This window comes from Paenarthrobacter sp. NPDC090522, from assembly GCF_044769225.1.
Classification (GTDB): Bacteria; Actinomycetota; Actinomycetes; order Actinomycetales; family Micrococcaceae; genus Arthrobacter.
In genome coordinates this window covers 343,310-366,982 of the sequence record NZ_JBIVXL010000002.1, presented here as the reverse complement: position 1 = coordinate 366,982, position 23,673 = coordinate 343,310, and the positions used below count along the sequence as shown (strand labels likewise).

18 protein-coding genes are annotated in these 23,673 nt (G+C 65.3%); 13 read left to right on the top strand and 5 right to left on the bottom strand.

Going from position 1 to position 23,673, the window contains the following annotated elements; translation table 11 throughout:
• Positions 1 to 34: 34 nt before the first annotated feature.
• Positions 35 to 1,357, bottom strand: a complete 1,323-nt coding sequence (locus ACIQT2_RS03735) for a glutamyl-tRNA reductase (RefSeq protein ID WP_400329530.1) — start codon at positions 1,355 to 1,357, stop codon at positions 35 to 37.
• Positions 1,358 to 1,515: 158 nt separating this feature from the next.
• Between ACIQT2_RS03735 and hemE the strand changes: the two genes are divergently transcribed.
• The 10 genes from hemE to ACIQT2_RS03685 all read left to right on the top strand — a co-directional run bounded on the left by hemE (position 1,516) and on the right by ACIQT2_RS03685 (position 12,778).
• A complete protein-coding gene (gene hemE, locus ACIQT2_RS03730) occupies positions 1,516 to 2,631 on the top strand; it encodes a uroporphyrinogen decarboxylase (RefSeq protein WP_402943706.1) in 1,116 nt (371 codons plus the stop codon).
• 6 nt (positions 2,632 to 2,637) lie between these two features.
• A complete protein-coding gene (hemG, locus tag ACIQT2_RS03725; RefSeq protein ID WP_402943704.1) occupies positions 2,638 to 4,092 on the top strand; it encodes a protoporphyrinogen oxidase in 1,455 nt (484 codons plus the stop codon).
• Positions 4,093 to 4,164: 72 nt separating this feature from the next.
• On the top strand, positions 4,165 to 4,866 hold the full coding sequence (gene hemQ / locus ACIQT2_RS03720) for a hydrogen peroxide-dependent heme synthase (RefSeq protein WP_400329538.1): 702 nt from the start codon (positions 4,165 to 4,167) through the stop codon (positions 4,864 to 4,866).
• A complete protein-coding gene (locus ACIQT2_RS03715; RefSeq protein ID WP_400329541.1) occupies positions 4,863 to 6,086 on the top strand; it encodes a ferrochelatase in 1,224 nt (407 codons plus the stop codon). Before hemQ ends, ACIQT2_RS03715 begins: the two co-directional genes overlap by 4 nt.
• Positions 6,083 to 7,081 (top strand): hydroxymethylbilane synthase, encoded by a 999-nt coding sequence (gene hemC / locus ACIQT2_RS03710; protein ID WP_400329544.1) that lies wholly within the window; start codon positions 6,083 to 6,085, stop codon positions 7,079 to 7,081. Before ACIQT2_RS03715 ends, hemC begins: the two co-directional genes overlap by 4 nt.
• Positions 7,068 to 7,946, top strand: coding sequence for a uroporphyrinogen-III synthase (locus ACIQT2_RS03705; RefSeq protein WP_402943699.1), 879 nt, complete (start codon positions 7,068 to 7,070; stop codon positions 7,944 to 7,946). Before hemC ends, ACIQT2_RS03705 begins: the two co-directional genes overlap by 14 nt.
• Positions 7,943 to 8,923, top strand: coding sequence for a porphobilinogen synthase (hemB, locus tag ACIQT2_RS03700; protein ID WP_400329550.1), 981 nt, complete (start codon positions 7,943 to 7,945; stop codon positions 8,921 to 8,923). Before ACIQT2_RS03705 ends, hemB begins: the two co-directional genes overlap by 4 nt.
• On the top strand, positions 8,923 to 10,014 hold the full coding sequence (locus tag ACIQT2_RS03695) for an LLM class flavin-dependent oxidoreductase (protein ID WP_402943696.1): 1,092 nt from the start codon (positions 8,923 to 8,925) through the stop codon (positions 10,012 to 10,014). Before hemB ends, ACIQT2_RS03695 begins: the two co-directional genes overlap by 1 nt.
• A 53-nt stretch (positions 10,015 to 10,067) precedes the next feature.
• A complete protein-coding gene (gene hemL / locus ACIQT2_RS03690) occupies positions 10,068 to 11,387 on the top strand; it encodes a glutamate-1-semialdehyde 2,1-aminomutase (protein WP_400329556.1) in 1,320 nt (439 codons plus the stop codon).
• 113 nt (positions 11,388 to 11,500) lie between these two features.
• Positions 11,501 to 12,778 carry a glycoside hydrolase family 3 N-terminal domain-containing protein gene (locus tag ACIQT2_RS03685; RefSeq protein ID WP_402943693.1) on the top strand — a complete coding sequence of 426 codons (1,278 nt, stop codon included), beginning with the start codon at positions 11,501 to 11,503 and terminating at the stop codon, positions 12,776 to 12,778.
• A 77-nt stretch (positions 12,779 to 12,855) separates the two neighbouring features.
• Here the strand turns inward: ACIQT2_RS03685 and ACIQT2_RS03680 are convergent, their stop codons facing one another.
• From ACIQT2_RS03680 to ACIQT2_RS03665, 4 genes are all read right to left on the bottom strand, one after another.
• Positions 12,856 to 13,593, bottom strand: coding sequence for an amino acid ABC transporter ATP-binding protein (locus ACIQT2_RS03680; RefSeq protein ID WP_400329562.1), 738 nt, complete (start codon positions 13,591 to 13,593; stop codon positions 12,856 to 12,858).
• Positions 13,590 to 14,354, bottom strand: a complete 765-nt coding sequence (locus ACIQT2_RS03675) for an amino acid ABC transporter permease (RefSeq protein WP_400329565.1) — start codon at positions 14,352 to 14,354, stop codon at positions 13,590 to 13,592. Before ACIQT2_RS03675 ends, ACIQT2_RS03680 begins: the two co-directional genes overlap by 4 nt.
• A 12-nt stretch (positions 14,355 to 14,366) precedes the next feature.
• A complete protein-coding gene (locus ACIQT2_RS03670; RefSeq protein ID WP_400330593.1) occupies positions 14,367 to 15,317 on the bottom strand; it encodes a substrate-binding periplasmic protein in 951 nt (316 codons plus the stop codon).
• Positions 15,318 to 15,641: 324 nt separating this feature from the next.
• Positions 15,642 to 16,352, bottom strand: coding sequence for a 3'-5' exonuclease (locus ACIQT2_RS03665; RefSeq protein WP_402943688.1), 711 nt, complete (start codon positions 16,350 to 16,352; stop codon positions 15,642 to 15,644).
• A gap of 65 nt (positions 16,353 to 16,417) precedes the next feature.
• On the opposite strand from ACIQT2_RS03665, the gene ACIQT2_RS03660 reads away from it, so the two are divergent.
• From ACIQT2_RS03660 to ACIQT2_RS03650, 3 genes are read left to right on the top strand one after another with little or no spacing between them, the layout of a single operon-like run.
• Positions 16,418 to 16,834 carry an MGMT family protein gene (locus ACIQT2_RS03660; RefSeq protein ID WP_400329571.1) on the top strand — a complete coding sequence of 139 codons (417 nt, stop codon included), beginning with the start codon at positions 16,418 to 16,420 and terminating at the stop codon, positions 16,832 to 16,834.
• Positions 16,831 to 20,160, top strand: a complete 3,330-nt coding sequence (locus ACIQT2_RS03655; protein ID WP_402943685.1) for an ATP-dependent helicase — start codon at positions 16,831 to 16,833, stop codon at positions 20,158 to 20,160. Before ACIQT2_RS03660 ends, ACIQT2_RS03655 begins: the two co-directional genes overlap by 4 nt.
• Positions 20,157 to 23,666 (top strand): ATP-dependent helicase, encoded by a 3,510-nt coding sequence (locus ACIQT2_RS03650; RefSeq protein WP_402943682.1) that lies wholly within the window; start codon positions 20,157 to 20,159, stop codon positions 23,664 to 23,666. Before ACIQT2_RS03655 ends, ACIQT2_RS03650 begins: the two co-directional genes overlap by 4 nt.
• Positions 23,667 to 23,673 lie beyond the last annotated feature (7 nt).

The window sequence follows — 23,673 nt, the reverse complement described above, 5'->3', positions numbered from 1 at the left end:
GCGGCGGGGCCCTGTTAAGGCGCTTTCGGAACGTTCAGGCGCTTTCGGAGCGCAGTTGCTGGTGATCCACGGGGCACTCGGCCGCGGCCGGGGCGGCCTGCGGCTGCTCCACCTGGATGCCGTACAGGGCCTCCAGTGCGGCCACGTAATCATCCTGTTGGCCGTTGGCTGCCAATTCGCGGGCGCGGACCGTGGGAACGTGCAGCAGTTGCTTGACCATCCGACGGAGGGCGAACTCCACTTCCTCGGCTGCAGCTGTGCAACCGTGCCGGGCACGGACTTTCTCCATCTCGGAGTCGAGCACGTTCATGGTGTGGCGGCGGAGGGCGACAATGGCCGAATCGATGGAACGCGATTCACGTTCGGCTTCGAAAGCCTTGGCCGCTCCGCTGACAATCGCACTTGCCTGGGTCAGGGATTCGGCCTGTTCCTGGGGTGCTGCGAGACGGACCGATTCAAGCGTCAGGAGTTCCACGCCGTCGAGTTCACCCACAGCGGGATCGAAGTCATGGGTGAGGGCGAGGTCGATGGCGATCAAGGTTTTGCCGGAAGAGGCCCGGACCCTGGCGAGGTCGGCGGCCTCCACTCGGGTGTCCGAGCCGCTGCAGCCGATCATGACGTCCGCCGCCGCGACAGCAGCGGGGAGGGTGTCGGCGTCGAGCGCTGTTCCACCCCGGGTTGCCACGAAGCCTTCGGCGCGGCCGGAGGATGAGTAGACCGAAACGTCGGTACAACCACGTTCGCGAAGCAGGGACATGGTGGCGCCCGCGTAGGCTCCGGTACCGAAGACCACCACCTTCTTGGCTGTCCAGTCGTCGGTGTCGGAGAGATCAGTTGCGAGATCGAGGGCCACGGAGACGATCGAGAGCCCGCGCGAGCCAAGGGCAGTCTGCGCTCCGACGTCCTTGGCGGTCTTGGAGGCGGCCTGGAACAGGCGGACAAGGCCGGAACTTGCGGTGCCTTCCTGCTGGGCGGTGATCAGGGCGCGGCGGACCTGCCCGGCGATCTCGCGCTCGCCCACTACTGCCGAGTCAAGGCCCGCGCTCACCGCGAACAGGTGGCGCGTGACGTCAGGGCCGGCATGGGTGCTGAAAGAACGGGAGACGAGTTGCTCGTTGAGGCCACTGAGTTCGCTGATCTGCGAGACGAGGGCCGAGCGTGCGGCTTCGACGTCAGCACCATGGCTGGTTTCGCCGTAAATCTCATAGCGGTTGCAGGTAGCCAGGACTACGGCGCCGGACACAACGGGGGATCCGGTGAGCGCAGCGGAGGCAAGACCGGATGAACCGTTGCTCAACTGAGCGACGGTCTCAAGATCGATGTCGGCGTGTGTAGCCACCAATGAGAAAAGAACCACAGCAACCCAATCATAGCTTTTTCGTAGCCCGGTAGAACAATGTACCGCCGTGGCGATCCACACCATCAGGGGTGACTCCCGCCACTGTGGGGCGCAACGCTTGGGACATGACAGCCTGTCGTTATCTTTTGCCCCGGATTTTCGGCACAATCGAAGGCATGACTTCTAGCGCGGCAGCATCCAACAATACGGCCCTCAATGCTCCTGCGGGCAACCTCGGCCCCGGGCACCCGTTGAATGACGGCCGTACCTCAGACTCGCCGCTCATCACCGCCTACCGCGGCGGCACGCCGTCCCGCAGGCCGGTGTGGTTCATGCGCCAAGCCGGCCGATCGCTGCCCGAGTACCTGAAGGTCCGCGAAGGCGTGGCCATGCTGGACTCGTGCCTGCGGCCGGAACTCGCCGCCGAGATCACCCTGCAGCCCGTCCGCCGCCACGACGTGGACGCCGGCATCTTCTTCTCGGACATCGTGATTCCGCTCAAGCTCGCCGGCGTTGGCGTGGACATTGTTCCCGGCGTGGGTCCGGTCCTGGACAAGCCGGTCCGGACAGCCGAGGATGTCGCGGCCCTCCCGGAGCTGACATGGGAAGCCCTGGAGCCCATCCGCGAAGCCGTCCGCCTGACCGTCGCCGAACTGGGCAAGACCCCGTTGATCGGTTTTGCCGGCGCGCCGTTCACCCTTGCCGCCTACATGGTTGAAGGCCGCCCGTCCCGCGACCACCTCGGCCCGCGGACCATGATGCACGCGGACCCCGAGACCTGGCAGGCCTTGGCGAATTGGGCCGCCGACGCCTCGGGCCTGTTCCTCCAGGCCCAGCTCGAAGCCGGCGCTTCCGCCGGACAGCTGTTCGATTCCTGGGCCGGCTCCTTGGGCTTGGCCGATTATTCCAAATTCGTTGCTCCGGCATCCGCCCGGGCGCTGGACCACGTCCGGGGACTGGGTGCGCCGCTGGTGCACTTCGGAACGGGAACATCGGAACTCCTGGTGGCCATGCGGGACGTTGGCGTGGACGTGGTTGGCGTGGACTACCGCCTGCCGCTCGACGAGGCCAACCGCCGCCTCGGTGGCACGGTTCCCTTGCAGGGCAACATTGATCCCGCCCTTCTCTCCGCGCCGTGGGAGATCCTGGAAGCCCACGTCCGCGAGGTCATCGAGGCGGGCTCGCATGCGCCTGGCCATGTGCTGAACCTGGGCCACGGTGTTCCGCCCGAAACCGACCCCACCGTTCTGACGCGGTTGGTGGAACTCATCCATTCCATCCCGGCCAAGTAGCACCCCATGCGCGGGGGACACGCTAAATCCCTGGGCCCGTCCGCCGTCGTCGTTGGCGGCGGAATCTCAGGGCTGGTGGCCGCGAGGGAACTCGCCATGGCGGGGACTGCGGTCACCGTCCTTGAAGCTACTGTGTCGTGGGGTGGCTGCGTTGGTGGGCACATGGTGGCTGGCCTGTCGTTGGACAGCGGAGCCGAGTCCTTCGCCACACGCTCCACGGCCGTGGCGGATCTTGCGCGGGAGCTTGGCCTGGAATCGCGGATAGTCGCTCCCCATCCCGGGGGAGCCTGGGTGCAACTGCCCGAGGGTGCCCGTGAACTCCCCAAGACCGGTGTGCTGGGAATTCCCGCGAATCCGTGGGATCCCGAGGTCAGGCGTTCCCTTGGTTTCACAGGGGCGCTCCGTGCCTCCCTGGACCGGTGGATGCCCGCCTCGGTGGGAACTTCTTCCGATGTCACCAGCGTTTCGGAGTTGGTCCGTGCCCGCATGGGCAAGACGGTCCTCGAACGGCTGGTAGCGCCGGTGGTGGGTGGCGTGCACTCGGCAGACCCCGCGCTGCTGGACGTGGACATGGTGGCCCCGGGCCTGCGCGCCGGACTCCGGAAGCATGGTTCGTTGGCCGCCGCCGTGGCCAGCCAGCGCCAAGCCGCCCGTGGGACCGGTTCCGTGCCCGCCAAGGCGGGTTCCGCCGTCGGAGGCCTGACCGGTGGGATGCACACGTTGGTGACCGCGCTGGTCAAGGACCTCCGGGACCGTGGCGTGGACTTGCTTACGGACAAGCGCGTGGCCTCCGCCCGAAAAACCTCCCACGGTTGGCAGGTCACCGCGGGCGGGGAGGCGTACGACGCCGATCGGCTGGTGGTCGCCCTCGGTGGTCCGGCCGCCGTCGGGCTGCTGGAGGATTCATTGCCCGGCCTGACCGCCCTGCGCCCTGGGCCCGGGCCTTTGGTCAGCCTGGTGACGCTCGTGGTGGATCTCCCGGAACTGGATGGACGGCCAAGGGGCACGGGAATCCTGGTGGCACCGCAGACCGCGGGAATCCGTGCGAAAGCCCTCACCCATGCCACGGCGAAATGGGATTGGCTGGCTGAGGAGGCCGGCCCTGGAACCCACGTGGTGCGTCTCTCTTACGGCCGGATGGAGGATTCCGGGGCGCCGGAGGCGGCGCTGGATGACGAGAACCTGTTGTCGGCGGCCCTGGAGGATGCCTCAGCGCTTCTCACGGTTCCGGTGTCCCGCACGGACATCCTCGATTGGGATGTAGTGCGCTGGGCGGGCGCGCTGCCGTTTGCCGCCGTCGGTCATAAACAGCGCGTAGCCCAGGTGCGCAAAGTGGTTGGCTCTGTCGATGGATTGACGGTGGTTGGCGGCTGGCTGGCTGGCAACGGCCTCGCCGCGGTGGTCGCGGACACGCGCGCGCAGGTGGCGCCGCTGCGGGCCGAGGATCCCACTATTACGTGATTTATGTCACTTCTACGCCGTGTAGAACAAATCCATTTCGACTTAGCGGCCCGCGCGGGGCAAACTTGAACCATGAGCCACACTTCTGCCGAATCTGTCACTAAAACTTCTGAAAACGAAGAACAGTTCTTCACGCTCTGGACCGTCTTCAAGCGCTCAGCCGACGTCCTGCGCAGCGGCGATGCCGCGCAGGAATTCGAATCACTGGTCGAAAAGCTCGCGGTGGACGGCGTGGTCCTGCGGGGCAGCTACGACGTTTCCGCCATGCGCTCGGATGCGGACATCATGGTGTGGCTCCACGGTGCCAAGCCCGAAGACCTCCAGGCTGCAGTCCGCTCCATCCGGCGCAGCAAGCTGTTCGCTGGAACGGAGATCGTGTGGTCGGCCATGGGCGTGCACCGCGAGGCCGAGTTCGCCAAGAGCCACGTTCCTGCCTATGCCCGTGGCGTCGAGCCCAGCACCTGGCTGTGCGTCTACCCGTTCGTCCGCTCCTACGAGTGGTACCTCCTGCCCGCCGAAGAGCGGGGCAAGATGCTCCGCGACCACGGCCTCCTGGGCCGCGAATTCCCGCAGGTCATCTCCAACACCGTGTCCTCTTTCGCGCTGGGGGACTGGGAGTGGATCCTCGGCTTGGAGGCGCCCGAACTGGTTGACTTGGTGGACCTGATGCGCCACCTGCGCGCCACCGACGCCCGTAACCACGTGCGCGAAGAGATTCCCTTCTACACCGGCCGCCGCGTCACGGCTGCCGAGATCGCCGAGGTCCTCGCATGAGCGGGCTGTCCGTCTCCACCGAACTGAACCAGGTCACCGAACGCGGCCGCCAGGAAGCGAAGCACTACGACGCCGTCCTGCTCGCATCCTTCGGTGGGCCCGAAGGCCAGGAAGACGTCATTCCCTTCCTGCGCAACGTCACCCGCGGGCGCGGCATCCCCGACGAGCGCCTGGAAGAGGTGTCGCACCACTACCGGGCCTTCGGCGGCATCAGCCCCATCAACCAGCAGAACCGCGAGTTGAAGGCAGCCATTGAAGCCGAACTCGCCAAGCGCGGCATCGAGCTGCCGGTACTGTGGGGCAACCGCAACTGGGACCCGTACATCGCGCCGGTTTTGCAGGACGCCTACGACGCCGGCCACCGCCGGATCCTGATGCTCACTACCAGCATCTACTCCTGTTACTCCAGCTGCCGCCAGTACCGCGAAGATATCGGCATCGCCCTGACGGAAACAGGCCTGGACGGAAAACTGGAAGTGGACAAGATCCGCCAGTACTTCGACCACCCCGGAGTGGTGCAGCCATTCCTGGAGGGGACGGCCGCCGGCCTCGAGGAAATCCGTGCCAAGCTTTCCGCTGCAGGCGTTGCCGATCCCGACTCCGGCATCCGTGTCCTGTTCGCCACGCACTCCATTCCTACCAGGGACGCGGAGGCCGCAGGCCGCTCCGAGGACGAGCCCCGCGACTTCGCGGAAGGTTCCGCCTATGCCGCCCAGCACCTGGCCAACGCCAAGGCCATCATGGACACCGTGGCTCCGAACGTCGCCTGGGACCTCGTTTACCAGTCGCGTTCGGGAGCGCCCCACATCCCTTGGCTCGAACCGGACATCAATGACCACCTTGAGGAAATCGCGCCCGAGGGTGTCCGCGGCGTGGTCATTGTTCCCCTTGGTTTTGTCAGCGACCACATGGAAGTTGCGTGGGACCTGGACACGGAAGCCTTGGAAACCTGCAAGAACCTGGGCATCGAAGCCACCCGCGTTCCCACACCGGGAACGCACGCAGCCTTTGTGTCAGGACTGGTGGACCTGATCTGCGAACGCACCCTTGAGAACAACATCGCCGACCGTCCGCACGTGACGGATCTCGGACCCTGGTACGACGTGTGCCGTCCCAACTGCTGCGAAAACTTCCGCGGGGCCAAGCCGGTCATCGCCGAGGTCGGCTCCAGCATTGGGATCGGACATGAGGCCTACCCCGCCCCGGAGGCCAGCAAGTGACTGTTCGCATCGGCACCAGAGCCAGCAAGCTGGCCCTGACGCAGACCCAGCAGACGGCGGACCAGCTGGCCGCCGTCGGGGGCTTCCCCGTGGAGCTGGTCCACATCCGGACCGAAGGCGACGTCAGGACCGGATCGCTGTCCCAGATGGGTGGCACCGGGGTCTTCGTTGCCGCGTTGCGCGATGCCTTGCTCATCGAGAGCTGCGACGTAGCCGTGCATTCACTCAAGGACCTCCCCACCGGGGCAGCCGTTGGATTGAGCATCGCCGCTACGCCGCCGCGCGTGGATGTGCGGGACGTCCTGTGCGCCCGGGACGGATTGACGCTGGCGGAACTTCCCGGTGGCGCCAAAGTGGGCACTGGATCGCCGCGGCGCGCAGCGCAGCTTCGTGCCGCCCGTCCGGACATCGAGGTGCTGGATATCCGCGGAAACGTGGACACCCGCCTCAACCGGGTACCCGGGCTGCCCGGCAATGCCGTGGACGAGGTGGTGGAGGGCAAATCGAACGACCTTGACGCAGTAGTCCTCGCCGCCGCCGGACTCGAACGCATGGGGCGGCTGGATACGGTGTCCGAATTCTTCGATACCTCCGTGATGCTGCCTGCCCCAGGCCAGGGTGCCCTTGCCATTGAGTGCCGCACGCCCGACGCGCCACAGCGTGACGGCTCCGTGGACGGCGGCAATGTGGTGCTGGCCCAGGCCCTGGCGGCGTTGAACGACGACGACACCCGGCTTGCGGTCACGGCCGAACGTGCCGTACTGGCCAGGCTCGAGGCCGGATGTGCCGCCCCCGTGGGTGCCTATGCGTACCGCAAGGGCAGCATGTTGCACCTGGAAGCCGTGGTCTGCGCCGTGGACGGGACCCGTACTGTGCGGGAAAAGAAGGCCACTGATGGCCTGACCGAGGTAGGCGCCACGTTGCTGGGCATCGAGGTTGCCGAACAACTGCTCGCGGCCGGTGCCGCTGAAATTGCGGACCTTGCTGCCTCCTGAACCCATGGCTGCCGCGGGCTTGCGGGGTCGGCGTGTCCTGATCACCAGGAGCGCCGACCGTGCCCGCACGCTTGCTGCCCTGCTGAGGAGCAAAGGGGCCATACCGTTGGTCCTTCCCCTGATCGACTTTGAGCAGGCCACCGACCAGGCCTCCTTGGATTCTGCCTTGGACACGCTCGCCAACGGCGGCTACGAGTGGCTGGTAGTCAGCAGTACCACCACGCTGCGTGTCCTGATCGGGAAGGCAGCCGAACGCGGCACTACGGCTTCGCAACTGGTGCCTGCCGGCACGAAAGTGGCCACCGTTGGTTTGTCATCACGGCGGGCACTCGAAGCCGCTGGGCTTCCCGTTGACCTTTGCCCCACCGGAGAACAGTCCGCCGAAGGCCTTCTCGAGGTGTGGGACTCGCCAAATGCGCGGATCTTCCTGCCCCAAGCGGATATCGCCTCGCCACGCTTGCGCGAGGGACTGGCAACCAAGGGTGCCTCCGTTGACGCAGTTACTGCCTATCACACGGTCGAGTACCCGGCCCATGATTCGCGGCGGCTGACAGCGGAACTGCCTGCCGCCGTCGGACTCTCCGGTGACGGTCTGCCGCCGCAACTGACGGCTGAAGCCGTGAAGGCGCGGCTCGGCGCCGGGGCACTGGACGCGATCGTCGTTGCCTCCCCGAGCGCGGTGCGCCGGATCGCCCAAGCCCTGCTGCCGCTTGGGGCCTGCCGCCTGGTTGCGATCGGCCGCCCCACCGCCGCCGAGGCCGCCCGGGTTGGCCTGCCGGTGGCAGCAACCGCCAACGAACCCACGCCGGCGGGCATTGCGACCGCCCTGGAAACCATCTTCGCCAACGAAGGGAACCCCCAATGAGTTTTCCAAACCACCGCCCCCGCCGCTTGCGCACCACCCCCGCCATGCGACGCCTCACCGCCGAGAACCGTCTGGCGCCTGCAGACCTCATCCTGCCCGCCTTCATCCGGGAGGGCCTGACAGAGCCCAGCCCCATCACCTCGATGCCCGGGGTCGTCCAGCACACCACCGACACCCTCAAGCGGGCGGCAGCAGAGGCCGTGGAATTGGGCGTTGGCGGCATCATGCTGTTCGGAGTCCCAGCCGTGCGCGATGCCAGGGGAACTGCTTCGCTGGATCCCGAAGGCGTGCTGAACAAGGCCATCCGGGACGTCAAAGCCGAGGTGGGCGATGCTTTGGTGATCATGGGCGATGTGTGCCTGGACGAGTTCACCGATCACGGCCACTGCGGAGTCCTGGACGCCAACGGTTACGTGGACAACGATGCCACGTTGGAGATTTACGGACAGATGGCCGTTGCGCAGGCGGAGGCCGGCGCGCACGTGCTGGGCCCTTCCGGAATGATGGACGGCCAGATCGCCGTGATCCGCCAGGCGCTCGAGGAATCCGGCCACAAGAACACTGCCATCCTGGCCTACGCCGCCAAGTACGCGTCCGCCTTCTACGGCCCCTTCCGGGAAGCTGTCGACTCCCAGCTTAAGGGCGACCGCCGCACCTACCAGATGGACGCCGCGAACCGACGCGAAGCGATTCTCGAAGTGGAGTTGGATCTCGAAGAAGGAGCCGACATGGTCATGGTGAAGCCTGCCATGAGCTACCTCGACATCCTTGCCGACGTAGCGGCCATGAGCCCGGTGCCTGTCTCGGCCTACCAAATCTCCGGCGAGTACGCCATGATCGAAGCGGCCGCCGCGAACGGCTGGATCGACCGGCGTGGGGCCATCACGGAATCCGTGCTCGGCATCAAGCGGGCCGGTGCCGATACCGTGCTGACCTACTGGGCCTCCGAACTGGCAGGCTGGCTGAAGGAGTCCTGATGACCCTCACACCGTCCGATCCCACGGCGCCGGTGGGTGCTGGACGCATCCTCCTGGGCCTGAACACTTTTGGCGACGCCGGGCTTGATGCCGAGGGAAATCCCAAGGAACACGCCCAGGTGCTGCGCGAGCTTCTGGAAGAAGCCAAGCTGGCGGACGCCGTCGGAATCCATGCGTTTGGCGTGGGGGAGCACCACCGCCGCGATTTCGCGGTGTCAGCACCTGAAGTCTTCCTGGCGGCGGCCGCCGCGGTGACGTCGAGGATCCGGCTGGGAACCGCCGTGACGGTCCTGAGCTCCGACGATCCCATCCGGGTGTTCCAGCGCTTTGCCACGGTTGATGCCCTTTCCAACGGACGCGCCGAAGTGATGCTCGGCAGGGGATCGTTCGTCGAATCGTTCCCCCTGTTCGGGCTCGATCTGGCCGATTACGAGGTCCTGTTCGAGGAAAAGCTGGACTTGTTCCACAAAGTCCGCGCGCAGAAGCCCGTGCACTGGGAAGGTCGCACCCGGCCCAACGTCAATGGACTCCAGGTTTATCCCCGCCTGCAGCACCATCTGTTGCCGGCCTGGATCGGGGTGGGCGGGACTCCCGAATCCGTGGTGCGGTGCGCCGAATACGGCTACCCGATCATCTTTGCCATCATTGGCGGAGAGCCGCGGCGATTCGCGCCACTGGTGAACCTCTACCGGGACGCCATGGCCAGATACGGCCACCCCATGCGGCAGATCGCGACGCATTCGCCTGGTTTCATCGCCGACACCGATGAAGCCGCCCGCGAGGAGTTGTTTCCGCACTGGCTCGAACAACGCAACCGGATCGGCGCCGAGCGAGGCTGGGGACCGGGAAACCGGGGGGAGTTCGACGCCATGTGCGGCCCGGAAGGCGCACTGTACGTGGGTTCCCCCGAAACTGTGGCCCGGAAGATCGCCTTGCTCAAGAGCAACCTCGGCGTGGACCGGTTCGACCTCAAGTACAGCAACGGAACACTGCCGCACCAGTCCATGCTCCGCTGCATCGAGTTGTACGGGACGGAAGTTGCGCCCCGCGTCGCCGAACTCCTGGACGAAGCGGAAGCAGACGCGGGCTGAAGCCTGGCGCCGATCCAGCAGGCAGCTCCACCATCACTGAAAGAATAGGAACCATGACTTCAAACACCCCTGTGTCCGACCAGCTCTTCGACCGCGCCCAGTCGCTGATGCCCGGCGGGGTCAACTCGCCGGTCCGTGCTTTTGGCTCCGTGGGCGGAACACCGAAGTTCATGGTCTCGGCCAAGGGCGCCTACCTTACGGACGCCGATGGCAAGGAATACGTGGACCTGGTCTGCTCGTGGGGTCCTGCCCTCCTCGGCCATGCGCACCCGGCAGTGCTGGATGCCGTGCACGCGGCCGTGGACCGTGGCCTCTCATTCGGCGCTTCCACTCCGGATGAGGCCAACCTGGCGGCCCTCGTCAAGGAACGGGTATCCGCCGTCGAGCGTCTCCGCATGGTTTCCACCGGTACCGAGGCGACCATGACGGCCGTCCGCCTGGCCCGCGGTTTCACCGGCCGCAACCTCATCATCAAGTTCGCCGGCTGCTACCACGGCCACTTGGACGGCCTCCTGGCATCCGCCGGTTCAGGGGTGGCCACTCTTGCCCTGCCCGGCTCTGCCGGCGTCACGGCCGCGGCCGCCGCGGAGACCCTGGTGCTGCCCTACAACGATCTCGCCGCAGTTGAGGAGGCATTCGCAGCGCACGGCAGCCACATCGCCGCTGTGATCACCGAGGCGGCCCCGGCCAACATGGGCGTCGTTACTCCGGCCGAAGGCTTCAACGCAGGACTGTCCCGGATTACCAAGGAACACGGGGCCCTCCTGATCCTGGACGAAGTCCTGACGGGCTTCCGCACGGGCTACGCCGGCTACTGGGGCCTGACCGGTCGCCAGGAGGGTTGGGCACCGGACCTGCTCACCTTTGGCAAGGTGATTGGTGGCGGAATGCCGACGGCGGCTCTTGGCGGCCGCGCGGATGTCATGGACTACCTGGCACCGTTGGGTCCCGTTTACCAAGCCGGAACGTTGTCCGGGAACCCTGTTGCCATGGCAGCCGGGGTCGCCACGTTGACCCACGCAACACCCGAGGTCTATGCCCACGTTGATGCGCGCTCCCTGGAACTCTCGGCGGCCCTTTCGTCTGCGTTGGACGCCGCCGGAGTGGACCATTCCATCCAGCGGGCAGGGAACCTGTTCTCTGTCTCCTTCGGCACCTCCGCCAACGGAGTCCACAATTACGCGGACGCGCAGGCCCAGGAAGTCTTCCGCTACGCGCCGTTCTTCCACTCCATGCTGGAATCCGGCGTGTACCTGCCGCCGTCCGTCTTTGAGGCCTGGTTCCTGTCCGCGGCACACGACGATGCTGCGATGAACCGTATTTTTGACGCGCTTCCGGCTGCAGCCAAGGCTGCTGCCTCCGCCCAAGCCTAGGCTGGGACTTCGGCGCCTTCGAAAGTTGCAGGCAGCAGCTTTCGAAGGCGCCGTTTGCGTAGGCGGGGTAGGCTCGTAGGGGAAACCCAACCCCAACGAATCAACGGTTTACCATGCGTACCACCAAGACAATTGCATCGCTCAGCTCTATCCTTGCGGCGGCAGGAGTGGTCGCGGTAATGGCCTCGGGATGCACCGTCAGTGGGGGCAGTCCCGCTCCATCGGAATCACCTGGTCCCTCATCGACGTCATCGACCCCGCCCACTGGTTCAGCCGCTGCACCGTCCGGCACGGCGCCGTCCCCGCAGCCGACCCCCTCCGCGTCGGCCGTATCGCCTCCGGGAACCCAGGATGCAGCTACCCGGCAGCTCTCTTCCCTGAGCCTCGAGCAGCGGGTAGGGCAGCTGTTCATGGTCGCGGCCAAAGCCACGGGTCCCGAGCCTGCGACCATGGAGGCATTGGCCAAGTACCACGTGGGCAACGTGTACCTCAGCGGACGCAGCAAAGCCGGAGCAGCCGCGACGGCCGCTGTGGTGGCTTCCTTGAACGCCACGGTCTCGCCGACCACCACCGGAAACCTGCCCTTGTTCGTAGCCACGGACCAGGAGGGCGGAAACGTGCAGGTTCTCTCCAGTCCCGGGTTCTCCGCCATACCGTCGGCCGTGGCCCAGGCCGGACTCGGGCCGGACAAGCTGCGTTCCAGCGCCGCCCTGTGGGGGAGGGAACTTCGAAGCGCCGGGGTCAACGTGGACCTGGCACCTGTCCTTGACACGGTGAAGAGCGCGGAGTTTGCACCATCCAACGGTCCGATCGGCCGCTTCCAGCGCCAGTACGGCTACACGCCCGACCAAGTGTCGGTGCTAGGGAACGCCTTTGCCCAAGGCTTGGCCGATGCCGGGGTGGCCCCCGTCGTGAAGCACTATCCTGGACTGGGCCGGGTGGTTCCCAACACGGACGTCAGCAAGGACGTGCGCGATACCGAAACGACCCGTACGGACCCCGCCTTGGCGCCCTTCAATGAAGCCATCCGTGGCGGTGCCCAGTGGGTCATGTTGTCCAACGCCTACTACGACCGCATTGACCCTGCCAATATTGCGCCGTTTTCACCGGTGGTGATGGAAACGATGCTCCGGACGGACGCAGGGTTCAAAGGAATCATCCTTTCCGATGACATGTGCAGTGCCGCGCAGCTGGAACCATGGACCAGCGCAGAGCGGGCCACCAACTTCTTTGGCGCCGGTGGCACCATGATGGTTTGCGCGGACCCTGCACGGATCCCAGAAATGCACCAGGCCGTAGTTCGGAAGGCACAGACGGATCCCGCGTTCCGGGCCAAGGTGGATGCCGCAGCCCTGGCTGTACTGCAGGTCAAGGCCACGGCCAGGCCTTAAACGGCGAATCCCCGGCCTCCGCTGGTCCGTGGGGACCGCCGCGGAGGCCGGGGATTCGCTGTGTGCGTCGGCTGCGTTTAGAGCACGTCCGAGAGGAAGCCCTGCAGGCGTTCCGTCCGCGGATCAGTGAAGAGCTGTTCCGGTGGACCGGACTCAACAACGACGCCGGCATCCATGAAGGTCACCACATCCGAGACGTTCCGTGAGAACCCCATCTCGTGGGTCACCACCACCATGGTCATGCCGCCCTGGGCCAGGTCCGTCATGAGGGCCAGGACGCCCTTCACGAGCTCCGGGTCCAAGGCGGACGTGGCCTCGTCGAAGAACATGACCTCGGGCTTCATGGCCAGTGCACGGGCTATGGCCACGCGCTGTTGTTGCCCACCTGAAAGGTTGGCAGGACGGGAGTCGGCTTTATGCTTCAAACCCACAAGGTCCAGTTGGCTCAGGGCCTCCACGCGGGCTTGGTCCTTGGACATGCCGCGGAGCTTGCGCAGGGCCAACGTGATGTTCTCCGCGACGGTCTTGTGCGGGAAAAGGTTGAACTGCTGGAACACCATGCCGATGCGGCGGCGCAGCTCGTCAGGGTTGTCCTTCAGCACGGACTTCCCGTCAAGCAGGATGTCTCCCTGATCGGGTTCGATCAGTCGGTTCATCACCCGCAGCAGCGTGGACTTACCGGAGCCGGATGGTCCAATGACCGAGGCCGTGGTGCCCTTTTCGACGTGGAGGTCGATTCCCCGCAGGACGTGGTTGCTGCCGAAGGAAAGGTGGATGTTCTTCGCGGTCAGTGACCCCGAGGTGAACTCGCTCATGCGTGGGCTCCCTTCCCGACGACGGCGGCTGCGTCGTCCGGTTCTTTCTTCTCAGGCCGGCCTGAGCGCAGGCGGGCGTCAATCCAGTTCACCAGGTGCGTGAGCGGAATGGTCATGGCCAGGTAGAAGATGGCTGCTGCCACGTAGGGGGACAGGTTGCCGCTGTTGGCTGCCAGGTCCTTGCCGATCTGGAAGATTTCCCGCTCGCTGGCCAGCAGGCCAAGCATGAACACCAGGGACGATTCCTTGATCAGGGAGATGAATTGGTTGACCAGGGCCGGGAGTACCCTGCGGATCCCTTGTGGGACCACCACCAGGCGCATGGATGCGCCGTAGCCGAATCCCAGGGCACGGGAGGCTTCCAACTGTCCCTTGTCCACGCTCTGGATGCCGGAGCGGAAGATTTCGCCAATGTAGGCGCCGGACATCAGCGACAACGCGGCGATGGCCATGGGGTAGGGACTGGTGGAGCCCGTCAGTTGCCGGATGATGGGTCCGAAACCAAAACCGATCACCAGGATGGTCAGTACCGGCGGGAGCCCGCGGAGAATGTCCGTGTAGATGCGGGCAACCCACCGGGCTGCAGCGTTCCGGGAAATCCCCATGAGGGCAAGCAGCATCCCGATCGCTGTCCCGATGATTCCGGAGACGACGGCCAAAACGATCGTGTTGGGCAGGCCAACGGCGAACATCTTGGGGATGACTTCGCCCATCAACTGCCAGTTGAAAAAGGTGTCAGCTAATTGCTTGAGGATATCCATGGAACGTCCGGTTTACTTGGCGGGGAGCTGGACGGCCTTGCTGCCCGGCTTCCAGCCCTGCGGGGTTTGCTCGGCGGCCGTCGGACGGTCCTTGTACCACTCAGCAGTCAGCTTGGTCCAGGTGCCGTCGGCGATCACGGCGTCCAGACCGGCGTTGAGCGCGTCCATGAGGGCCTTGTTGTCCTTGTTCACTGCGTAGGCGGTGAAGTTCTGGGTGTTGACAACCTTTTCGGCGATCTTGGTGTTGTCGCCTTCCTTGACCTGGCCGTCGGCCTGCTGCGAGGGAGCAACCCAGGCGTCGATCTGGCCGTTCTTCACGTTGCCGTAAACGGTGTTGTAGTCCGGGAAGCGGACCGGCTCGATCTTCAGGGTGTTGGTGACGTAGTCATCCTGCACCGTGCCCTGGACGACACCAATGCGAAGGCCTTCCTTGAGGTCGGCGAAGCCGGTGACCTTCGCGTCGTTCTTGGTGACAACTGCCATGTAGCCGAAGTCGTAGCCGTTGGTGAAACCAACCGTCTTACGGCGTGCGTCGGTGGTGGAGATCGAGGAGGATCCGACGTCGAACTGCTTGTTTGCCACCTGGGAGAGGAGCGCGGAGAAGTCGGTGGACGCGAACTCGACCTTGAGGCCCAGCTTGTCACCGATGGCGCGCAGGAGCTCGTTGTCGTAGCCGGTGAACTTACCGGACGGGTCGATGAAGATGTTCGGCGGAGCGTCGGAGAGAGTGCCCACGCGGAGCGTTCCGTCGGTGATGAGGCCGAGCTTGGACTTGTCGATCTTATCGATCGGGGTAACGTCCGCAGTGGTGTACTTGTCCAGCGTCTGCTGGTCGCTGCCCGCAAGGGCGTCCGTAGCTGAGCTGCTGGGCTGGGAAGAACCTCCGCCACAGGCTGCGAGGGAGATCACCAGGGCTGCTGCGACGGGGGCGGCAGCCAGCCACTTGGGGGCTTTGAATTTCATGAAGAAATCACTTTCATCGATGGTCACGGAGACGTTACGCGGTGGGCGGGGAACGTGGCAGCGTCTGGATGTTGGCTGCCCTAGCAGACTTCAACCCGCCAAACTTAATTATGTCACCACGCCGCTAGGAGGCCGTGAATCGAACAAGTGATTGCTCCAATTCACTTGTGCCGAATATAAGCATCGATGATTGCAGTGTTGGCCCTGGTGTGTTCACGCTGTTGGCCAGTCTGGGAAATCGGCGCCGGTTCGCTGCGTGTTCCGGAGTTCCCGAAAATCATGTGACTTGCGTCGCAAGTCTTAACCTGCCCGCTGGGCTCCGGTTTAGAACCCGCCGCGGCTGGCGTCCTCCGGCGGCAGGACCGGCCACTCGCCTTCGATGACCGCAGTGGGCTTGCTCCGCCGAAGGTACTGCTGGAAGTCCGCTGCTTGCGACGCAGCCCAGTCCACTTGCAAATGGTGCAGCTTCGACGCAGGCATGTGCAACTTGGGGAACTTCCCGGCCATGGCATCCAGGACCCGGAGGGTGGCCAGGGCATCCGCGGCAGAGGTATGGGCGTTGTCCAGGTCGATGCCATATTCCTCGCACAGAGCAGTCAGCGTCCGCTTGCCTTTCCTGAAGCGGTCCACTTGCTTGTTCATGACGTACGGATCCAGCACCGGGAAGCGGCTCAATTGGGGCACGCCGTGGCGTGCCGACTCCGCCGCGAGGACCGTGAAGTCGTAGCTGGCGTTGAAGGCGATGACCGGGGTGCCGGCGTCGAAAAGTTCCTGGAGGACGGTGGCGACTTCCCGGGTGACGTCTGCTGCGGGGCGCCCCTCCGCGCGCGCTTTGGCAGTGGTGATCCCGTGCACTTCGCTGGCCTCCACCGGGATTTCCACGCCGGGATCGGCCAACCATTCGTGTTCCTTGACCAGCCCGCCATGTTCGTCAACAACGGTGATGGATGCAGTGACAATGCGGGCGGAACGGGAATTCTTCCCTGTGGTCTCAAGATCGAATGCTGCACGGGGGAGGGTATTCCAGGAACTCATGGTTTCAAGCTACCGGCTGGCTCCGACACTATTGGGGACGACACTCCTGCAGCTAGGCTGATCACATGCGGATGGAGTACGTGACGGCGGTTCTCGCCGTGGTGGACCTCATTCCGCCGGGTGCCGCGGTTTCCTACGGCGACGTCGCAGAGCTCCTCGGATCGGGTGGTCCGCGGCAGGTTGGAGCCGTGATGAGCCATTACGGCAGCTCCGTTTGCTGGTGGCGGGTCCTGCGGGCCAGCGGCGATGCTCCGCCCGGGCATGAGTCGGAAGCGCTGCGGCACTACCTTGAGGAGTCCACTCCGCTGCACGGTGCGCACGGGGAATTCCTGCGGACCGGTGAGGGTCGCTGGCGGGTAGACCTCGCCTCTGCAAGGTGGTCGCCCACGGAGTCCGATTTCGACCATCTGGATGTGATCTCGGACCAGTTGGAGCGTCAGCTCCATATTTTGTCGGTGCCCGATGATGAAATGACTGTGTGACCGCAACAGCTTCCAAGAACCGGGGGAACCCGTCCGCACTGCGCCTGCTTCCGCCGCGCGAAGTCCACTTTGAGGCACCGGCATTGTCCGCGGACCAGCAAGCTGTCGTGTCCTTGGCCAGGGGAAGCGGCCCGGTCCTGGTGCCCGGTGGGCCCGGGACGGGCAAGTCCACCGTGCTCGTCGAGGCGGCGGTGCGGCGTGTCATTGAGGATGGCCTGGATCCGGAAAACATCCTCATCCTTGCTCCCGGAAGGCATGCTGCCGCGGCGCTGCGGGACACCTTCACGGGACGGCTCGCCCGCAGTTTGAGTACGACGCCGGCACGCACCTGGGCGTCGTACGCGTTCGATGTCATCCGGCGCGCCAAGGCGGAGGGCATCCTGCCCCTGCCGCGGCAACCAAAGCTGCTGTCCGGTCCGGAGCAGGACCTCATTATCAAGGAGTTGCTGGAAGGGCACCTCCGGCCCGGCTTCGAGCTGCCCTGGCCGGACGATTTGTCGGCTGCCCTTCCCACCCGGGGATTCCGGCACGAGATCCGGCAGTTGTTCGATCGCATCATCGAGTCCGGCAGAACAGCGGAGGACCTGGCGGCACTTGCCTACGACTGCGGACGGCCGGACTGGATTGCCGCCGCCGAACTCTACCGCGAGTACAGGGACGTGCTGGATTTGCGCATGCCCGAGGCCTTCGACCCCGCGGGAATCATCACCACCGCGCGCCAGATCTTCCAGGATTCGCCGGCCTTCCTCGCCGCCGAGCGTGACCGCCTCCACCTGATCCTGGTGGACGACGCCCAGGAGTCCAACCCGGCTGTATTCGAACTCCTCGCCGATATCGGTGAAAACAAGGACATCGTGGTGACGTACTCGCCGGATACCGTCGTGCAGGGTTTCCGTGGGGCGCGTCCGGACCTCGTGGCTGATCTTCCGTCACTTGTGGGCGGTCCCCTCGAAAGTGTCCGGGTTCGCCCGCTCGGGATCACCCACCGGCATTCCGTCCATGTGGCGGAGGCTTGGAACCGTGTCGCTTCGCGGATTTCGCAGCGCTCCGGCGGCCGGCTGGCGCGCCGCCTGGACCAGCCCCCAACCGCCGGACCCACCGCGTCCATGGCAGGAGGCCGTCCGGGCGCTGGAGGAACCGGCACAGTGGAAGGCCACATACTCCCGTCGGCCGTCCACGAACTCCGGTATGTCGCCCAGCGCATCCTGGAAGCCCAGTTGCGGGACGGCAGGGAGTTCAGCCACATCGCGGTGATCGTCCGCAATGGCGGACAGATTTCGCAACTGCAGCGGTACCTGAGCGGCCAAGGGATTCCCGTGCGGGTGCCGGTAGCTGATTCCGCCGTGCGGGACGAGGTTGCGGTGCGCCCACTCCTGCAGGCCTTTGCGGTGGTCCTCGATCCGGCCACGCTTACCCCTGAGTCTGCTGTATCCCTCCTGACCTCCCGTCTTGGCGGTGCCTCCGCCATCGAGCTGCGGCGGCTTCGCCAATCCCTGCGACGCGAAGAGCTGCAGGGTGGCGGGGGGCGTTCCAGCGATGCCCTTTTGGTGGAAGCCTTGCTGCAGCCGGGCTCGCTCGCAACCTTGGGCGTCGAGGCCAGCGCGGCCCGTCGCCTGGCCCGGATGCTGGCAGCAGGAACCGCTGCTGTCAAAGAACCTGGCGCGAATGCCGAATCCGTCCTGTGGGCGTTGTGGCACGCCACAGGCCTCGCGTCGCGGTGGTCGGAAGCAGCGCTTGAGGGCGGCAACGCCGGAGCCCGGGCAGACCGGGACCTCGACGCCATGATGGCCTTGTTCCATACAGCGGAGCGGTTCGTTGACCAGCTGCCTGGGTCCGGTCCCGAACAATTCCTGGAGTACTTGCTGAACCAGGAGCTGCCTATGGATACACTCGCTGCCCGTGCCCAGCTTGAAGAATGTGTTGAGTTGTTGACGCCGGCCAGCGCTGCCGGTCGCGAATGGCCCGTGGTCATCGTCGCCGGGCTCCAGGAGGGTGTCTGGCCCAACACGCGCCTCCGCGGCGAACTGCTGGGCAGCACACTTTATGCGGATGCCGTGGAGCACGGCGTGGAGTACGCCCTGGGACGAGGGCCCTTGAGCAGGCTCCGCGATATCCGGTACGACGAACTCCGGTCCTTCTCCACTGCGGTATCCCGTGCCCGCGAAGTCCTCATCTGCACGGCTGTCTCGTCGGAAGACGAGCAACCGTCCGCCTTCCTGGACTACGCCGCGCCTTTGCCCTCCGGCGACTTCCAGCGGGAGTACACGCCAGTGGACCGGCCCATGACGCTTCGGGCACTCGTAGCCGAACTCCGGCAGCATGCCCAGGCCGTGGAACCCGGCGTGGGCGAACCTTACCTGGCACGGGACGCTGCGAGCGTCCTGGCGCAACTCGCGGCGGCCGAACCGCCTGCTCCGGGGGCACATCCGGATTCCTGGTGGGGGCTCGCCCCCTTGAGTTCGGAGGAGGCCATCGTTCCGGTCGGCGGGACCGTCAGTGTCTCGCCGTCAAAGGTCGAAGCTGTCCACAAGTCGCCCCTCGACTGGTTTGTCCAGGCTGCCGGCGGGGAAGCTGCCACCGACTTCGCACGCAGCCTCGGAACACTGGTCCACGGCATCGCGCAGGAGTTCCCGGAGGCATCGGGTGCCGAATATGTCGCTGAGCTTGTCCGCCGGTGGCCAACCTTGGGCATGAAGGACAACTGGGAGGGAAAGCTCGACTTCCAGAGAGCCGAACTCATGGTCCGGAAGTTGGCGCAGTACGTGCTGGTCATGAGGAGCGAAGGCCGGTCCTTGGCAGGTGTTGAGCACGACTTCGAAGTTCGGCTTCCGGATCTCACCCTGCCAGTCGAGGAGACAGATTCCGCGGAGCCGGCTGTTCGTCATGCCGTCCTGCGGGGGCAGGTGGACCGCTTGGAGATTGACGCCGAGGGCCGCCTGGTCATCGTCGATTTGAAGACCGGCAAACGTCAGCCTGGCAAGGCAGAGGTGGCCCGTCACCCGCAACTCGGGGCCTATCAGGCTGCGGTGCTGATGGGGGCCTTCCAAGACCGGGAGGGAATGGCCGCTGACAGGTCGAACGCACCCGGCGGAGCAGTACTCGCACAACTCGGCACCAAAACAAAGACGCCGGTGGTCCAGCAACAGGAGGCGTTGGACAGTGAGGACAATTGGGCTGAGCCCATGGTCACCGGTGCCGCGCACCTGATGGCGGGGGCTACGTTCGAGGCCAGGCACGATCCCGGCAAGAGTGGACATGGCGGACACGGCTGCCGATTGCCCGATGTGTGCCCACTGTGCGCCCGAGGAAAGCAGGTAACGGAATGACGCTCGACCTCCTGGACGGAGCAGGTCCTTCCAAGGCCGGCGGTATCGATAACCCCGGCGAACAACTTCCGGTTCTTTTTTCGCCGGACGAACTCGCCGGAATCCTCGGTGAAAAGAACCGGCCTACGGCGGAGCAAGCAGGCATCATCGAGTCCCCGCTGGCCCCCCGATTGGTGATTGCCGGCGCCGGTTCCGGCAAAACCGCCACCATGGCCGACCGCGTAGTGTGGCTCGTGGCCAACGGCTGGGTTCGCCCGGAGGAAGTTCTTGGGGTTACCTTCACCCGGAAGGCTGCCGGGGAGTTGGCCAGCCGGATCCGTGCCAAGCTCGCCACACTCCAGCGCTTTGCGGCGGCAGACGACGGCCGGCTCGGCTTTCCACCCGGCCTCGCCGAGGCCGACGATCTTGAGCCGAAGGTCTCCACTTACCACTCGTACGCCAGTGGCATCGTGTCCGATCATGGCCTGCGACTTGGGATCGAACGCGACGTCGTGCTGCTGGGCGGAGCACAGTCGTGGCAGTTGGCCAGCGAGGTGGTAGAAGCCTACGACGGCGACTTTGAGCACTTTACGGCAGCCAAGTCCACGCTGGTCAACGCCGTTATCCAGTTGGCCGGGGAATGCGCCGAACACTTGCAGGAACCCGGCGTGGTCCGCGAGTGGATTTTGGACCGCGTGTCCGGTTTTGAGCACCTTCCGTATGTTGCCGGCGCGGCTAAGAATTCAACGCAGGGGGCCAGGGACCTTTCGTCGATGCTCCGTACCCGCGCGAGCGTGGCCGACATGGTGGTCCGTTACCAGCAGGCCAAACGGCAACGCGGCGTCCTGGACTTTGGCGACCTCGTTGCGCTGGCGGCGCGGATCGCTACTGACATTCCACTGGCAGCCGCAACGGAGCGGGCCCGCTACAAGGTGGTGTTGCTGGACGAGTTCCAGGACACCTCGCACGCACAGCTTGTCCTGTTTTCCCGCCTTTTCGGCAAGGGCCACGCGGTGACCGCGGTGGGAGACCCCAACCAGTCAATTTATGGCTTCCGGGGTGCCTCGGCCGGGCAGCTGTTCCACTTCGTGCAGGAATTCCCGGTGCGGACCACGGATCCCGTGTCCGGTGCCGCGTCATTTACCGTCGCTCCCACGTCCTTCCTGACTACGGCATGGCGCAATGGCCGCACCATCCTGGAGGCAGCAAACACCATCGCCGCGCCGTTGAACAAGGCTGCGGTTACGGGAGGTCCGGCGGGCGATCGGGAGACCTCCGCCGTCGTTCGGGTTCCTTCGCTGGTCCCCAGCCCTCTCGCTGCCGAAGGCAGCGTGGTGGTTGGCCGCTTTGGGACCGACGAGGACGAGGCCGCAACGATCGCGAGGGATATCCGACGCTATCAGCGGACCGTGTTCGAAGAGGAAAAGGACGGTACCCCTGTCAAGCCCACCATGGCTGTCCTGTGCCGGCGGCGTGCCCAAATGGAGCCCCTTCGCCGTGAGTTCGAACTCCAGGGGATTGACTACCAGATTGTGGGCCTGGGCGGTCTCCTTGATACCCCTGAAATCGTGGACCTGGTGGCCACACTCAGAGTCCTGGCGGATCCGGGTCGCTCCGACTCCTTGATGCGCCTGCTGGCCGGCGCCCGCTGGCGGATTGGCCCGGCTGACCTCATGGCACTGGGGGATTGGTCCAAATACCTTGCCCGCAGGCGCTCCAACCCGGACATCCACACGGCCTATCCGGACGATGACGAAGACCCGACTGCTGTCGTAGTGGAGAGCGACATTACCGACGCCGCCAGTTTGGTGGAAGCCTTGGACTTCCTGCCGCGGCCAGGTTGGACGTCGGGGCACGGCCGCTCGCTGACTGACGTGGCCTTGCAACGCTTGCAAAAATTGTCCGCCGAATTGCGCTCGTTGCGCAGCTACATCGGTGACGACCTCACCACGCTCCTGGGCGAAGTGGAACGTGCAATGCTCCTGGATATCGAGGTCGCCGCCAAACCCGGAACCAGCATCCATCAGGCACGCCGCAACCTGGACGCCTTCCAGGATGCGGCCGCCGGTTTCCTGCAGACCTCACAGCGAATCGACCTCCTGGCGTTCCTGTCCTGGCTGGAGGCCGCTGCCTCGGAGGAAGGGGGCCTGGATGTCGCTCCCGTGGAGGCCAACCGGGAGGCTGTCCAATTGTTGACGGTCCACGCTTCGAAAGGGCTGGAATGGGACGTGGTGTTTGTTCCCGGCCTCAACGCCGGGGCTTTCCCCAGCAACAGGGACTCGCGGTGGAGCAGCGGGGCGGCCGCGTTGCCCTGGCCGCTCAGGGGCGACCACGCCGACCTTCCGCAGTGGGACCTGGACCAGCCCGACCAAAAGGGCTGGCTGGACGCTGAAAAGGTGTTCAAATCGGAGGTCCAGCACCATGGTGAGGCCGAGGAACGCAGGCTGGCGTATGTGGCATACACCCGTGCAAAGTTCGTCCTGTGGGTCTCGAGCGCCGCGTGGAACGGCTCCAGGGCAGGAATTGCGGAGATGTCCGCCTTCCTATCCGAGCTCGGGCCGCTGGCCGGGGAGAACGGCCCGGCCAGCATTCACCCTGAGTCCGTTGCGGAGGAGTCCCTGCCGGATTCGAGCCCGCTGACTGCAACGGTTGAGGTGGCGCTCTATCCCTACGATCCCCTTGAGGGGCCGTCGGACCCGCGTACGGGGAAGAGGCTGCGGTTGGTTCCCGGTCGGCGTGCCGGCATGGACCTCGCTGCCTCGGCTGTCCGCGCCCACCTGGACCAACCCGAAACGGCCTCACCCACCGTGGACCCCGGCGGCAGGGCCGCCCGCTGGGTCCATGAGGCGCAACTCCTCATGGACCGGCAACGGCAATCCAGCACCCATCGCGACGTTCATCTGCCGAGCCATATTTCAGCCTCGCTCTTTGTCGATCTGGGAGCAGACCCTGCCGCCGTCCTCGCCCAGCTCCGCAGGCCGGTTCCCCGTGAACCGGGCATCTCGGCCCGGAAGGGGACTGCCTTCCATGCATGGGTCGAGGAGTATTTTGGCACCACCGGCATGCTTGATCTCGATGAGGCTCCCGGGTCGGACGCGCATATCGATGAAGCCTACGGACTTGATCAGATGGTTGAAGCCTTCAAGCAGTCCGAGTGGGCCCACCGGGCGCCGGCGTTCGTGGAAGTACCTGTCGAGACAAAAATCGGTGACGTGGTGGTCCGTGGACGGATTGACGCTGTGTTCCGTGACGCCGATGGTCGGTGGCAACTGATTGACTGGAAAACCGGCCGTCAGCCCGCCGGCAAGCAATTGGCTACCCGGGCCGTGCAGTTGGCCGTTTACCGGCTGGCCTGGTCACGGCTCAAGGGCGTGCCGCTGGAAGATGTCAGTGCAGCCTTCTACTACGTCGCGGAAGACGCCGTGGTACGTCCACATGACCTTGGGCAGGCAGCCGACCTTGAAGGAATCATCGCGCGCGCACTCACCCATCATGGCCCGGGTCATCCAGCAGGGCAGACCCAGTAGCGGAGGC

Bases quoted from the DNA above. Each gene is read 5' to 3' on its own strand.
- hemE (WP_402943706.1), top strand. From the start codon at position 1,516: ATGACTTCTAGCGCGGCAGCATCCAACAATACGGCCCTCAATGCTCCT.
- hemG (WP_402943704.1), top strand. From the start codon at position 2,638: ATGCGCGGGGGACACGCTAAATCCCTGGGCCCGTCCGCCGTCGTCGTT.
- hemQ (WP_400329538.1), top strand. From the start codon at position 4,165: ATGAGCCACACTTCTGCCGAATCTGTCACTAAAACTTCTGAAAACGAA.
- ACIQT2_RS03715 (WP_400329541.1), top strand. From the start codon at position 4,863: ATGAGCGGGCTGTCCGTCTCCACCGAACTGAACCAGGTCACCGAACGC.
- hemB (WP_400329550.1), top strand. From the start codon at position 7,943: ATGAGTTTTCCAAACCACCGCCCCCGCCGCTTGCGCACCACCCCCGCC.
- ACIQT2_RS03695 (WP_402943696.1), top strand. From the start codon at position 8,923: ATGACCCTCACACCGTCCGATCCCACGGCGCCGGTGGGTGCTGGACGC.
- hemL (WP_400329556.1), top strand. From the start codon at position 10,068: ATGACTTCAAACACCCCTGTGTCCGACCAGCTCTTCGACCGCGCCCAG.
- ACIQT2_RS03685 (WP_402943693.1), top strand. From the start codon at position 11,501: ATGCGTACCACCAAGACAATTGCATCGCTCAGCTCTATCCTTGCGGCG.
- ACIQT2_RS03680 (WP_400329562.1), bottom strand. From the start codon at position 13,593: ATGAGCGAGTTCACCTCGGGGTCACTGACCGCGAAGAACATCCACCTT.
- ACIQT2_RS03675 (WP_400329565.1), bottom strand. From the start codon at position 14,354: ATGGATATCCTCAAGCAATTAGCTGACACCTTTTTCAACTGGCAGTTG.
- ACIQT2_RS03670 (WP_400330593.1), bottom strand. From the start codon at position 15,317: ATGAAATTCAAAGCCCCCAAGTGGCTGGCTGCCGCCCCCGTCGCAGCA.
- ACIQT2_RS03665 (WP_402943688.1), bottom strand. From the start codon at position 16,352: ATGAGTTCCTGGAATACCCTCCCCCGTGCAGCATTCGATCTTGAGACC.
- ACIQT2_RS03660 (WP_400329571.1), top strand. From the start codon at position 16,418: ATGCGGATGGAGTACGTGACGGCGGTTCTCGCCGTGGTGGACCTCATT.
- ACIQT2_RS03650 (WP_402943682.1), top strand. From the start codon at position 20,157: ATGACGCTCGACCTCCTGGACGGAGCAGGTCCTTCCAAGGCCGGCGGT.